Annotated in this window: 8 protein-coding genes and 1 riboswitch; of the genes, 2 read left to right on the top strand and 6 right to left on the bottom strand. The window is 73.8% G+C overall.

Features of this window, described 5'->3' with window-relative positions; all coding sequences use genetic code 11:
- Positions 1-8: 8 nt before the first annotated feature.
- Positions 9-773 carry a cobalt-precorrin-6A reductase gene (locus ACIBNA_RS16810; protein WP_399165954.1) on the top strand — a complete coding sequence of 255 codons (765 nt, stop codon included), beginning with the start codon at positions 9-11 and terminating at the stop codon, positions 771-773.
- Positions 774-1,193: 420 nt separating this feature from the next.
- On the opposite strand, the gene ACIBNA_RS16805 is transcribed toward ACIBNA_RS16810, so the two are convergent.
- From ACIBNA_RS16805 to cobG, 3 genes are read right to left on the bottom strand one after another with little or no spacing between them, the layout of a single operon-like run.
- Positions 1,194-2,684, bottom strand: coding sequence for a precorrin-2 C(20)-methyltransferase (locus ACIBNA_RS16805; RefSeq protein ID WP_399165953.1), 1,491 nt, complete (start codon positions 2,682-2,684; stop codon positions 1,194-1,196).
- A complete protein-coding gene (locus ACIBNA_RS16800; RefSeq protein WP_399165952.1) occupies positions 2,681-3,352 on the bottom strand; it encodes a precorrin-8X methylmutase in 672 nt (223 codons plus the stop codon). Before ACIBNA_RS16800 ends, ACIBNA_RS16805 begins: the two co-directional genes overlap by 4 nt.
- Positions 3,349-4,635 (bottom strand): precorrin-3B synthase, encoded by a 1,287-nt coding sequence (gene cobG / locus ACIBNA_RS16795; RefSeq protein WP_399166061.1) that lies wholly within the window; start codon positions 4,633-4,635, stop codon positions 3,349-3,351. Before cobG ends, ACIBNA_RS16800 begins: the two co-directional genes overlap by 4 nt.
- Before the next feature lie 101 nt (positions 4,636-4,736).
- A riboswitch (cobalamin riboswitch) is annotated at positions 4,737-4,813 on the top strand.
- 56 nt (positions 4,814-4,869) lie between these two features.
- Between cobG and cobN the strand changes: the two genes are divergently transcribed.
- Entirely contained in the window at positions 4,870-8,496 is a 3,627-nt protein-coding gene (cobN, locus tag ACIBNA_RS16790; protein WP_399165951.1) for a cobaltochelatase subunit CobN, read from the top strand.
- Between the two features lie 105 nt (positions 8,497-8,601).
- On the opposite strand, the gene ACIBNA_RS16785 is transcribed toward cobN, so the two are convergent.
- From ACIBNA_RS16785 to ACIBNA_RS16775, 3 genes are all read right to left on the bottom strand, one after another.
- A complete protein-coding gene (locus ACIBNA_RS16785) occupies positions 8,602-9,744 on the bottom strand; it encodes an acetamidase/formamidase family protein (RefSeq protein WP_399165950.1) in 1,143 nt (380 codons plus the stop codon).
- Positions 9,745-9,886: 142 nt separating this feature from the next.
- The gene (locus tag ACIBNA_RS16780) at positions 9,887-12,100 is read right to left on the bottom strand and encodes a cytochrome P450 (protein WP_399165949.1); all 2,214 of its coding nucleotides are present in this window, start codon (positions 12,098-12,100) and stop codon (positions 9,887-9,889) included.
- A 141-nt stretch (positions 12,101-12,241) separates the two neighbouring features.
- Positions 12,242-13,324: an NAD(P)-dependent alcohol dehydrogenase gene (locus ACIBNA_RS16775; RefSeq protein WP_399165948.1), complete on the bottom strand. Its 1,083-nt coding sequence runs from the start codon at positions 13,322-13,324 to the stop codon at positions 12,242-12,244.
- Positions 13,325-13,416: the final 92 nt, after the last annotated feature.

Genomic DNA, 13,416 nt, shown 5'->3' with positions numbered 1-13,416 from the left:
GGACTTCCATGCGCGTACTGATTCTCGGCGGCACCACGGAGGCCCGCCGTCTTGCCGAACTGCTCCACGACACGCCCGGCCTGACCCTGACCAGTTCCCTCGCCGGGCGGGTGGCCAGCCCCCGCCTGCCCCCGGGCGAGGTCCGGATCGGCGGCTTCGGCGGGGCGGAGGGGCTGGCCGCGTGGCTGCGCGAGCAACGGGTGGACGTGCTCATCGACGCCACCCACCCTTTCGCCGGGACGATCAGTTTCCACGCGGCGCGGGCCGCCGCCACCGCCCATGTTCCCCTGCTCGCCCTGCGGCGCCCCGGCTGGGTCCCCGTCGCGGGCGACGACTGGCACGACGCCGGCTCCCTGGAGGAGGCCGCGAGGCTGCTGCCGTCGCTCGGCCGGCGCGTGTTCCTCACGACCGGGCGGATGGGCCTGGCCGCGTTCGCCGCGCTGGACGACCTGTGGTTCCTCGTACGGTCCGTGGACGCCCCCGAGGCCCCGCACCCGGCCCGCATGGAGGTGCTGCTCGACCGCGGCCCCTTCACGCTCGACGGCGAACGCGAGCTGCTGCGCCAGCACCGCGTCGACGTCGTGGTGACCAAGGACAGCGGGGGAGCGGCCACCGCACCGAAACTGACGGCCGCCCGGGAGGCCGGCCTGCCGGTCCTCGTGGTCCGCCGCCCCCCGGTCCCCGAGGGCGTCCCGGTCGTGTCCGGGCCGGAGGAGGCGGCCCGGTGGGTCGGGGTGTGGTTCCACGGGCGCGGGTTCCCGGTCGGCGGCTGAGGTCTGGCCTGGCCTGGGAGGGGGCCGGTCGGGTGGGTCGGGGTGTGGTTGCGTGGGTGTGGGTTCCCGGTCGGCGGCTGAGGTCTGGCCTGGCCCGGACGCGAGCCGACCGGAGACGAGTCGGCCGGAGGCGACCCGACCCGGCCGTGATCGCCCGGTGCGCGGCCTCGCCTCGCACCGGGTCCGTACCCGGGCCTGTTCCCCGGGTCCCCGAGCGGGCGGACGCCGGTCCGGAGGTGGCCCGGTGGGCCGGAGAGTGGTGCCGCGGGCGTGGGTTCCCGGACACCCGTTGAGGACCGACCGGGGCCGGAGGCGAGCCGGCCCGGCCGCGGTTGTCCGATCCGAGGGCTCGCCTCGCATCCGTACCCGGGCCTGTTCCCCGGGTCTCCACACACGCGGCGAGCCCGCCGCCCTGCCCCCTCACCCCTCCGGATAACGCCGCGGAGTCCACACGATCTCCTCGCCGTCCCCGCGCCGTACGGCCCGGGTCTGGGAGGAGCCGATCAGCAGGATCGTGCGCATGTCGACCTCGGCCGGATCCAGATCGGCCAGTCGTACGATCCGGACGCGTTCGCCGGTGCCGCCCACGTCCCGCGCGACCACGACGGGGGTGTCCGGCGCCCGGTGCTCCAGCAGCAGCTCGCGTGCCTTGCCCACCTGCCAGGTGCGGCTGCGCGAGCCGGGGTTGTACAGGGCCAGCACCAGATCCGCCGAGGCCGCCGCGTGCAGCCGTTCGGCGATGACCTCCCAGGGCTTGAGCCGGTCGGAGAGCGAGATGGCGGCGTAGTCGTGGCCGAGCGGGGCGCCCGCGCGGGCCGCTGCCGCGTTGGCGGCGGTCACGCCCGGCAGCACCCGCACCGGGACGTCCGTGTACTCCTCCTGGGAGGCGACCTCCAGGACGGCCGTCGCCATGGCGAAGACGCCCGGGTCGCCGCCGGAGACGACCGCGACCCGCCGCCCGCGCCGGGCCAGATCGAGGGCGAACTCGGCGCGCTCCGACTCCACCCGGTTGTCCGAGCCGTGCCGGACCTGCCCGGGGCGCCGCGGCACCCGGTCGAGGTAGGTCGTGTAGCCGACCAGGTCGTCGGCGGCGGCCAGCGCACCCCGGGTCTCGGGCGTCAGCCACAGGGGACCGGCCGGCCCGGTCCCGACCACGACGACCTCGCCCCGCTCCCGGGACTCCGGCCGCTCGGCACCGGCCTGGCTCGGCAGCACGGCCACCGAGAAGTACGGCACCGACTCCGCGTCCACGTCGGCCAGTTCGGCCAGTCGCTCCCCGGCCATGGTGGCCCGCTCGACGTACCGGGCCTCACCCAGCCGTCCCGAACCCTCCAGCGCGCCGCGCACCTTGGTGAAGGTCCGCCCCAGCTTCATCACCACGGCCGCGTCGGTCGAGGCGAGCCGTGCGGTCAGCTCCTCCTCGGGCAGCGTGCCCGGCAGAATCGTCAGCACCTCCTCGCCCTCGGCGAGCGGGGTGCCCAGCCGCGCGGCGGCGGCGGACACGGACGTGACGCCGGGGATCACCTCGGTGTCGTAGCGGCCGGCGAGCCGCTTGTGCATGTGCATGTAGGAGCCGTAGAAGAGCGGATCGCCCTCGGCGAGGACCGCGACCGTCCGCCCCGCGTCCAGGTGCGCGGCGAGCCGGGCCGACGCCTCGGCGTAGAACTCCTCGATCGCGCCCTGGTAGCCACCGGGGTGGTCGGTGGTCTCGGTCGTGACCGGGTAGACCAGCCGCTCCTCGACGTGGTCGGCGCGGATGTGCTTCGCCGCGATCGAGCGGGCGATGGAACGCCCGTGCCGGGCGCTGTGGTACGCGATCACGTCCGCGTCGGCGATGACCTCCACGGCCCGTACGGTCATCAGGGACGGGTCACCGGGGCCGAGCCCCACTCCGTACAGCTTGCCGCTCACTCTTCCTCACTCGCGATCGCGTTGAGCGCGGCGGCGGCGATGGCGCTGCCCCCGCGACGGCCGCGCACGACCAGGTGCTCAAGACCGGACGGATGCGCGGCCAGGGCGTCCTTGGACTCGGCGGCCCCGACGAAGCCGACCGGCACGCCGATCACGGCGGCCGGGCGGGGAGCCCCCTCCTCGATCATCTCCAGCAGCCGGAACAGCGCGGTCGGCGCGTTGCCGACGGCGACCACCGAGCCCTCCAGCCGGTCCCGCCACAGCTCCAGCGCGGCGGCGCTGCGCGTGGTGCCGAGCTCCGCGGCCAGCTCCGGCACGGACGGGTCGGAGAGCGTGCAGAGCACGTCGTTGCCGGCGGGCAGCCGCTTGCGCGTCACCCCGCTGGCCACCATCTGCACGTCGGTGAAGATCGGCGCGCCCGCGCGCAGGGCCGCACGGGCACGGGCCACCACGGCCGGCGTGTAGGCCAGGTCCCGTACGAGGTCGACCATCCCGCAGGCGTGGATCATCCGGACCGCGACCTGGCTGACGTCGGCGGGCAGGGCCGCGAGGTCCGCCTCCGCGCGGATGGTGGCGAAGGACTGGCGGTAGATGGCCGCGCCGTCCTTCTCGTAGTCGTACGTGGTCACGGTGGTGTTCTCGCTGCTCTCGGTCGTCGTACGGGTCATGAGGTGATCTCCGCCAGGGCGGCGGTGAGTCGGGCGGGGTCGTTCATCGAGGTGGTCCGGGGTTCCCGGCCGCGTACGGCGGTGGAGAGCCGGTAGCCGCCCTCCGGAGCGGCGACCACGTCGACGCGGTCGCCCCGGGGATGTCCGCAGCGGCGTTCGCAGCCGGACCAGTACAGGGGCAGGCCGTGCGGGCCGATCGCGTCGAGGGTTTCGGCCGCGTCGGTCCGTACATCCGCCTGCGACTTGGCGCATCCGGGCCTGCCGATGCAGGCGCCGACGCGCAGCCAGGGGGAGCCGGGGTCGGTGACGAGGCCGGTGGCGGCGAGGCGGGCGAGGGACTCGTCCGCGTGGGTCCCCTGTGTGGGAAGAACCACACCGCGCCACGGGGTCAGACGCAGCTCACCGGCGGCGATGTGCGTCAGTTCCCGCCATTGGCGCGCCGAGAGCCGTCCCAGGGGTACGTGCACCGACAGGCCGTGACCGACAACTCCCGGGGGCGGGCCGTCCGTACGGTCGGTCTCCCGGCCCCGCCGCTCGTGGCGGATGCCCTCGGCGGTCAGACGATGGCCGACCGCATCGAGCAACTCGCCCTCGGGAAGGGCGAGTTCAGCCATGCGCCAGACCCTTGCCCCGCTCGCCCGGGCCGCCTCCAGGAAGGTCTCCGCGGCCAGCAGCGCGGCCCGCGCCGCCTCCTCGGCCAAGACGTGCAGCGCCTCTCCGGCCGCTCCGAGGCCGACTCGCGCACCGCCGTCCGCCGCCGCCCGTACCGTCACATCGGCACCGAGGCCGGCCACGTCCCCGCGTCCGTCGTCGAGCGCGAACAGGAAACGCCCCGACAGGGCCCGCGCCGCCTCGCTCGCGCACAGCGCCGCGTCGAGGGCCGTCAGCCAGGGCCGTACGTCCAGCACGCCCCGCCCGTCGAGACCGGACAGCGGCGAGGCCACGATGTTGCGCACCCGCTCGTGCCCGCGCGAGGGCAGCAGCCCGGCGGCGTCCAGCAGACCGGCCAACTCCCCGCCGCAGCCGTCGTCCAGACCCCGCAGCTGCACGTTGCCGCGCGAGGTCAGATGCAGATCCCCGTCGCCCAGCCGCTCCGCCACGTCGGCGAGCGCCCGCGCCTGTCGCACGGTCAGGACCCCGCCGGGGACCCGGACACGGGCCAGCGCGCCGTCGTCCGCCGCGTGCAGCCGCAGCGTCCCCGGGCAGGCGTCACCGCGGTCCCGGGAGACCGCTGTGGCCTGGGGCGATGAACGGAGGGCAGGCGTGGACATGGCGGCGAGCATACCTACCATCACACCGGGTGTATGCCCCGCCCTTTTCCCCTGCCCCTTACTATGCTCCTCGGTGGATCATCCGGTCCGCCGACGCCACGACGGCGACAGGGGAGGAAGCCCGGTGCGAGTCCGGCGCGGTCCCGCCACTGTAAGCCCGGCCCACACGGGCCGGGCGAGCCAGGAACTCCCGCCGTCCCACCACCCGCCCGGGGCGCGGACACCCCGAGGAAGGCCAGCCGCCGCATGCTGCACTCAGCCGGGGAACGACTCCCGCACCCCCGCGTCCTGCTCCTGTCGACCTCCGACACCGACCTGCTCAGCGCCCGCGCGGCCGGCGGCCCGGTCCCGTACCGCTTCGCCAACCCCTCCCGCTTCGACCTCGACGACCTCCCCGCCCTCCTCGACGGCGTCGGCCTGGTCGTCGTACGCCTCCTCGGCGGCATCCGGGCCTGGCAGGACGGACTCGACCTGCTCCTCGCCGACGGCCGCCCGGTCGTCGTCCTCACCGGCGAACAGGCCCCCGACGCCCAGTTGATGGCGTCCTCCACCGTCCCCATCGGCATCGCGGCCGAGGCCCACGCCTACCTCGCGCACGGCGGCCCGGCCAACCTGGAGCAGCTCGCCCGCTTCCTCTCCGACACGGTCCTGCTCACCGGCCACGGCTTCGAGGCACCGGCGGCCGCCCCCACCTGGGGCCCGCTGCCCCGGGCGGGCCGGCAGACCGACGGCCCGACCGTCGCCGTGCTCTACTACCGGGCCCACCACATGAGCGGCAACACCGCCTTCGTCGGCGCCCTGTGCGACGCGATCGAGGACGCGGGCGGCCGGCCCCTGCCCCTGTACGTCGCCTCCCTGCGCGCCCCCGAGCCCGAGCTGATCGAGGAACTGAGCGCCGCCGACGCCATCGTCACCACCGTCCTCGCCGCCGGCGGCACCAAGCCCGCCGAGGCGTCGGCAGGCGGCGACGACGAGTCCTGGGACGCGGGCGCGCTCACCGCCCTCGACGTACCGATCCTCCAGGCCCTGTGCCTCACCGGCTCACGGACCGACTGGGCGGACAACGACGAGGGCGTCTCCCCGCTCGACGCGGCCAGCCAGATCGCCGTCCCCGAGTTCGACGGCCGCCTCATCACCGTCCCGTTCTCCTTCAAGGAGATCGACGCCGACGGCCTCCCGGCCTACGTGGCCGACCCCGAGCGCGCCGCCCGGGTCGCCGGAATCGCCGTACGCCACGCCCGGCTCCGTCACATCCGGCCCGCCGACAAGCGCCTCGCGCTGGTCCTGTCCGCCTACCCGACCAAGCACTCCCGCATCGGCAACGCGGTCGGCCTGGACACGCCCGCCAGCGCCATCGCCCTGCTGCGCCGACTCCGCGACGAGGGCTACGACTTCGGCAGGGACGCGGAGGTGCCGGGCCTGGCCTCCGGCGACGGGGACGAGCTGATCCGCGCGCTGATCGAGGCGGGCGGGCACGACCAGGACTGGCTCACCGAGGAGCAGCTGGCCCGCAACCCGGTGCGGATCCCGGCGGCCGACTACCGCCGCTGGTTCGGCACGCTCCCCGGGGAACTGCGCACGGCCGTGGAAGAGCACTGGGGCCCGGCCCCCGGCGAGATGTTCGTCGACCGCAGCCGCGACCCCGAGGGCGACATCGTCCTCGCGGCCCTGCGCTTCGGCAACCTGCTGATCCTCATCCAGCCCCCGCGCGGCTTCGGCGAGAACCCGATCGCGATCTACCACGACCCGGACCTGCCGCCCTCCCACCACTACCTGGCCGCCTACCGCTGGATCGCCGCCCGGGCCGAGGACGGCGGCTTCGGCGCCGACGCGATGATCCACCTCGGCAAGCACGGCAACCTGGAGTGGCTGCCCGGCAAGAACGCCGGCCTGTCCGCGGCCTGCGGCCCCGACGCCGCCCTCGGCGACCTCCCCCTGATCTACCCCTTCCTGGTCAACGACCCCGGCGAGGGCACCCAGGCCAAGCGCCGCGTGCACGCCACGCTCGTCGACCACCTCGTCCCGCCCATGGCCCGCGCCGACTCCTACGGCGACATCGCGCGCCTGGAGCAACTCCTCGACGAGTACGCCCAGATCTCCTCCATGGACCCCGCCAAGCTCCCGGCGATCCGCGCCCAGATCTGGACCCTCATCCAGGCCGCCCGGCTCGACCACGACCTCGGCCTGGAGGACCGCCCGGACGACGACGGCTTCGACGACTTCCTCCTGCACGTCGACGGCTGGCTCTGCGAGGTCAAGGACGCCCAGATCCGCGACGGCCTGCACGTCCTCGGCAACCCGCCGCAAGGCGCGGACCGCGTCAACCTCGTCCTCGCCATCCTGCGCGCCCGCCAGATCTGGGGCGGCGCCACGGCCCTGCCCGGCCTGCGTGAGGCCCTCGGCCTGGACGAGTCCGCCGCGACCCGCACGAGCGCCGACGAGGCCGAGGAGAAGGCCCGCGCCCTGGTCCAGGCCATGGAGGACGCGGGCTGGGACCCGGCCGCGGTCCCCGCCGAACACGGCGAACAGGTCGCCGCCATCCTTCAGTTCGCGGCCCGCGAGGTCGTGCCGCGCCTCGCCGCGACCACCGCCGAGGTCGACCACACCGTGCACGCCCTGGCGGGCGGCTTCGTCCCGGCGGGCCCCTCGGGATCACCCCTGCGGGGCCTCGTCAACGTCCTCCCGACGGGCCGCAACTTCTACTCGGTCGACCCCAAGGCGGTCCCCTCCCGCCTCGCCTGGGAGACCGGCCAGGCCCTCGCCGACTCCCTCCTGGAGCGCTACCGCGCCGACAACGGCGACTGGCCCACCTCCGTCGGCCTCTCCCTGTGGGGCACCAGCGCGATGCGCACCGCGGGCGACGACGTGGCCGAGGCCCTCGCCCTGCTCGGCATCCGCCCCGTCTGGGACGACGCCTCCCGCCGGGTGACGGGCCTGGAGCCCGTCCCGTACGAGGAGCTGGGCCGCCCCCGTATCGACGTCACCCTCCGCATCTCGGGCTTCTTCCGCGACGCCTTCCCGCACACCATCGGCCTGCTGGACGACGCCGTACGCCTGGCCGCCTCGCTGGACGAGCCGGCCGAGGCCAACCACGTACGGGCCCACGTCCAGGCGGACGTGGCGTCCCACGGCGACGAACGCCGCGCCACCACCCGCATCTTCGGCTCCCGCCCCGGCACGTACGGCGCCGGCCTGCTCCAGCTCATCGACTCCCGCGACTGGCGCACCGACGCCGACCTCGCCGAGGTCTACACGGTCTGGGGCGGCTACGCCTACGGCCGCGAACTCGACGGCCGCCCGGCCCGCGAGGAGATGGAGACCGCCTACAAGCGCATCGAGGTCGCCGCGAAGAACACGGACACACGCGAGCACGACATCGCCGACTCCGACGACTACTTCCAGTACCACGGCGGCATGGTCGCGACGGTCCGCGCGCTGCGCGGCACGGCTCCCGAGGCCTACATCGGCGACTCCACCCGCCCCGAGACGGTCCGCACCCGCACCCTCGTCGAGGAGACCTCCCGCGTCTTCCGCGCCCGCGTGGTCAACCCCAAGTGGATCGAGGCGATGCGCCGCCACGGCTACAAGGGCGCCTTCGAACTCGCCGCCACCGTGGACTACCTCTTCGGCTACGACGCCACCACCGGCGTGGTCGCCGACTGGATGTACGACAAGCTCACCGAGACCTACGTCCTGGACCCGGCCAACCGCGAGTTCCTCCAGCAGGCCAACCCCTGGGCACTGCACGGCATCGCCGAACGCCTGCTGGAGGCGGAGTCCCGCGGCATGTGGGAGAAGCCCGACCCGGCCGTGCTGGAGGGGCTGCGGCAGGTGTACCTGGAGACGGAGGGGGATCTGGAGGGCGACGGGTGATCGTTGCGCACCTTGAGGCGACCGGGGGCCGTCTCCGGTCGCCTCGTCGCGCCGGCTGCACCGGCGACCTGCCCGCGGGGCCACCGGGATCGGCGCAGCCGCCGGTCAACGTAGTGGGCCGACCTCGCGGAAGTCGGACTTGCGGATCCTTCCGTGGACGCCCTTCACGCCGTCGACGACCTGGGAGACTGCGAAGTCGCCGGCCGCGCTGAGGTACGCCATCGCCAGGTGGCGGTCGATGCCGTAGTCCGTCACGAGGAGGTCCAGCGCGCAGCGCACGCAGTCGCGCATCGCCTCGTCCAGATCCTCGTCCAGCCCGATCGGCACGAGGTGCTCGTCCGTCTCGGCGAACGGGGTGACGCGGCCGTGGCCGGGCCGCAGCGCCGCACCGCCGGGCACCACCTCGAGCTTCACGGTGGCGCGCAACGACGCCTCGAACGCGGTGAGGGCGACCTCGCCGTCGCCCTGTGCGAAGTGGGGGTCCCCGAAGTAGACCAGCGCGTCGTCGACCTGTACGGGAAGGAACAGTGTGGCGCCCTCGCCGAGCAGGGAGACGTCGATGTTGCCGCCGTGCCGCCCCGGCGGCACCGAGTGAGGCCGTTCGTTCCCGGGCACCGCCACGCCCATCACGCCGAGGAACGGCCGCAGCGGGAAGCGCAGTGAGCCGCGGGAGGGGTCGGTCCGGTCCACCGCCATCCGGCCCCACGCGCCGTGGCGATCCGCGTGCGCGGTCGCGAAGGTCATCACGGGACCGGGCAGTGACGGCATCTCGCCGGGGAGCGCGCCGAAGCCGTGCCGTGCGGAGACCAGACCGTACGGAACCCGCGGTGTGAGGCCGAGGACGCTTACGGCGAGCAGGTCGCCGGGCCGGGCGCCGGCCACGGCGATCGGCCCCGTGACCAGGTGCGGCCCGTCGTCCTCGAAGTCGTGCGGCATACCGGAGTCCGCGATCTGCTGGGCGTCGTCGAGCACATCGGCGCCGCCGACGCCGTAACGGGCGAAGAACTCACGCGGGTTGCGGCCCTGATCCTCCAGAACTCCCTCGTGGCTGATCGTGTCCACCGTGACGACGGCGCCCGGCTGCACGACCGCGCACGGTGAGTCCGCCTCGCAGGGAAGGCGACCCCACAGGGTGTTCCCGGGTGTGGCCGGGACGTAGGCCGGCGACGGGATCGATCCGTGGCCGGGCTGGAGGACCGGGAAGCCGGTCGCGGCGACGTCGAGGAGGGACGAGTCGATCGCTGGCATGGCCAACCTTTCGTGAAAGGGATGGCCCGACGCTAGGAACGTCTCGTTGCCGTGCTGTTTCGCGAGGAGGTCCGCGCAGTAAAGCTGTCTCGTATGTCAACACGACATCTCGCAATCTACGCTGGCCCGGCCTGACCGGGGCTCAGAGGTCGAGGACGAGTCGGTCGCCCTGACAGCGGCCGACGCAGATCATCATCGAGCGCCCCGCAAGGCGTTCCTCTTCGCTGAGCACGGAATCCCGGTGTTCCGGCGCACCGGCGAGCACACGGGTCTCGCAGGCGCCGCAGTACCCCTTCTCGCAGTCGTAGGACAAGCCGCTCACGGCATCGCGCAGGACCTCGATGAGGCGGCGGTCGGCCGGCACGGTGAGCGTGGCTCCCGTGCGCGCGAGCTGGACGTCGAAGGGCCGGTTCTCCGCGGCGTCGAACGCCGTCTCCAGGTCGTCGCCTGCGGTGAAGCGCTCCAGGTGCAGCCGGTCGGTGAGGCCCAGGCGGGCGCACTCGTGCTCGACGGCCGCCAGCATCGGTGCCGGCCCGCACGCGTAGACCGCGGTGTCCGCGTCCAGCCCGCCCAGCAGCCCGGGGAGGTCCGGCAGCCCGGCCTCGTCCTGTGGGAGCAGGGTGAGCGCGTCGCCGGCGACGGCGGCGAGCTCGTCGGCGAACGCCATCGTGGAGCGGGTGCGCCCGCCGTACACGACGGTGAAGGGCGTGCCGCGTCCGGCGGCCTCGCGGACCATGGCGAGGATCGGTGTGACGCCGATGCCGCCGGCGAGGAACAGGTAGGACGGCGCCGGCGTGAGCGGGAAGTGGTTGCGCGGCCCGCGTATCGCGAACGTGGCTCCCGTGCGGGCCAGTTCGTGGAGTTCCACCGACCCGCCCCGGCCCTGCGGCTCGCGCAGGACGCCGATGCGCCACGTCGTGGCGTCGGCGGGGTCACCGCACAGCGAGTACTGACGCAGCCTGCCCGACGGCAGGCGCAGCTCGACGTGCGCGCCGGGCCGCCACGCGGGGAGTCCGCCGCCGTCCGGCAGGCCGAGATCGACGGCGACGACGCCCTCGGCCGCCGTCCGCACCGCGGTCACCCGCAACGGGGTGGGCGTGCTCAGCGTGCGGACCGTGCCCGCCGCCGCGGTCGCCCGGGGACCGGGCGTGAAGACCGCCGGGACCGCGTCCCAGCCGGACTGGTTGCCGCGCGTCGGATAGGGCACGAGCCCCTCCTCGATCACCCGGTAGTCGGGCAGCCGGGTCAGGACCTGCGTCATCATCGCGCGGAACATGGCTCGGGCGAGGTGCGCGCCGGCACACCGGTGCGAGCCGATCCCGAAGCTGAGGTGCCGACTGGCGTCGCGGTCCAGCCGCACCTGCTCGGGGGCGGGGAACACGGCGGGATCGTGGTTCGCGGCGACCCACGGGATCAGCACCCGGTCACCCGTGCGCATCGGGCAGCCACCGACCTCGACGTCCTCGGTGACCGTGCGGGCCATCGACTGCGACGGAGCGAAGGCGCGGAGGAACTCCTCGGTCGCGGTGTCCAGCAGATCCAGGGAGTCGATCAGCCTCTGCCGCTGCTCGGGGTGGCGGGCGAGATGGACGAGCGTCGATCCGGTCAGCGAGGTGGTGGTGTCGACGCCACCGGCGATGAGCAGGCCGATCACCGACACCAGCTCGTCCTCGTCGAACTCGCTGCCGTCGCCGCGCCGACCGGCCACCAGCGTGCTGACCGCGTCGGCCTGTGGTGCCGAGCGGCGCTCGGCGATCAGCTCGCGGATACGCCGATCCATGTAGGCCAGTCCGGCGGCCCCGCGCACGGCGCGCTCGCTGCCGGCCGGCGCGGCGAAGATGTCGTGGATCGGCCCGGCCAGCTTCGCCCAGTCCTCCTCGGGGAAACCGAGCCAGTCCAGGGTGACCGCGGCCGGCAGCGGGTTGGTGAGGTCGCGGACGAAGTCGCAGGAGCCGAGCTCGATGAAGTCGTCCACGACGCGGGCGGCGTGGCGCTCGATCATGGGTACCAGGTGCTCGACCGCCTCCGGGGTCAGCAGCGGGTTGATCAGTTGCCGGTACTCGGTCGAACGCGGCGGGTCGAGCTCGATCGGATACTGCTCCAGCCCTGGTCCTTTGGGGATGACGATGCCGACCCCCTGCCCGCCGTGGTCACTGCGGGCCGAGGAGAACGTCGCGTCGTCGCGGGCGATGCGGGTCACGTCGGCGTACCGCGTCGTGTAGTGGAAGCCGCCATGGGCGGCGGAGCGGCCTACCGGGCAGGTCTCACGGAAGCGCGCGTAGTAGGCGACCGGATCGGCGTTGGCCTCGTCGGAGTGGTGGTCGAAGTCGATGTCGGAGGTGATGTCGGCGGACATGGTGGGCACGCTCCACGTGCTCGGACCTGTGCGCGGTGTTGTCCGGCCGCGCCACCGGAAGTCTGCTGCCTCATCGGCGTCGGTCACCCTAAGGTGCCGCCGCCGCGGGTGACAACGTCTCGTGGACGGAGCTGCCGGTGCTCAGAAGGTCAGCACGGCTTTGCCGACCGAGCCGGACCGGACGGCCGCGACGGCCTCGTTGATCTGCTCGAACGGGAAGTAGGTGATCATCTTCTCGACCGGGAACCGGCCCTTGGCGTTGAGTTCGAGCAGCTTCGGCAGGAACAGCTGCGGCAGGCTGGACCCGGCGATGATGCCGGTGACCGAGCGCCCGTTGAGGATGCTGCGCCACTCGAAGCTCATCGACTCGCTGGGGCCGATGCCGATGACACCGGCGCGGCCGAGCGGCCCGAGGGCCTCCACCGCGGTGCGCAGGACGTCCTCGCGCCCGGTCGTGTCGACCACGAAGTCGAAGCCCCCGGGGGCGAGGGCCGCCAACTGCTCGGCGATCGCCCCCGCCGAGGAGTCGACGGTGTGCGTGGCTCCGAAGCCGCGGGCCGCCTCCAGTTTGGCCGGGTTCACGTCGACGGCGGCGACGACCTCGCAGCCGCTCAGCGAGGCGGCGATGATCGCGGCCACGCCGACGGCCCCTGCCCCGAAGACCGCGATCGACGAGCCGGGGCGCGGCTGGAGCACGTTGAGCACACCGCCGGCCCCGGTCTGGAAACCGCAGCCGAAGGGACCGGCCCGCAGCAGGTCCAGTGACGGGTCGATCTTCACGACCGCCCGCTCCGGCGCGACGACGTGACTGGCGAACGACGACTGCCCGAGGAAGTGGGCGTTGACCTCCCGCCCCTCGTGCGTCACCGCGGTGGAGCCGTCGGGCCGGCGGCCGGAGAAGTTCACCGCGTCGAAGTCGCGGCAGTAGGCGGGCGAGCCGGTGCGGCACAGCGCGCACGCGCCGCACGACGTGAAGGACATGGCGACGTGGTCGCCCGGGCGTACGGAGGTGACGTGGGCGCCGACCTTCTCGACGACACCCGACCCTTCGTGCCCGAGCAGCGCGGGCGTGGGGAAGAAGCCGGCGAACTCGAGGTCGGTACCGCAGATGCCGACGCCCGCGACGCGGACGAGCACCTCGTCCGGGCGGGGCTCGTCCAGGTCCACGTCGGTCAGGACGAACGGCTGTCCGGGTTGCTCCAGCAGAGCGGCGGTGGCGCGCACAGGGCCTCCTTGGTGCATCACAAAGCGAGACGGAATATTGCCATGCGGGACATGGTCGCACATGGCCGCAGGGCGCGGACACATCGTCATCG

The organism is Streptomyces sp. NPDC050164 (genome assembly GCF_044459945.1).
Taxonomy (GTDB): Bacteria; Actinomycetota; Actinomycetes; order Streptomycetales; family Streptomycetaceae; genus Streptomyces; species Streptomyces coeruleorubidus_A.
This window is presented reverse-complemented; position numbering and strand designations above follow the sequence as displayed.

What these genes read in the sequence shown, in the direction of transcription:
- cobN (WP_399165951.1), top strand. Translation starts at nt 4,870, where the DNA reads ATGCTGCACTCAGCCGGGGAACGACTCCCGCACCCCCGCGTCCTGCTC.
- cobG (WP_399166061.1), bottom strand. Translation starts at nt 4,635, where the DNA reads ATGCTCGCCGCCATGTCCACGCCTGCCCTCCGTTCATCGCCCCAGGCC.
- ACIBNA_RS16800 (WP_399165952.1), bottom strand. Translation starts at nt 3,352, where the DNA reads ATGACCCGTACGACGACCGAGAGCAGCGAGAACACCACCGTGACCACG.
- ACIBNA_RS16810 (WP_399165954.1), top strand. Translation starts at nt 9, where the DNA reads ATGCGCGTACTGATTCTCGGCGGCACCACGGAGGCCCGCCGTCTTGCC.
- ACIBNA_RS16780 (WP_399165949.1), bottom strand. Translation starts at nt 12,100, where the DNA reads ATGTCCGCCGACATCACCTCCGACATCGACTTCGACCACCACTCCGAC.
- ACIBNA_RS16785 (WP_399165950.1), bottom strand. Translation starts at nt 9,744, where the DNA reads ATGCCAGCGATCGACTCGTCCCTCCTCGACGTCGCCGCGACCGGCTTC.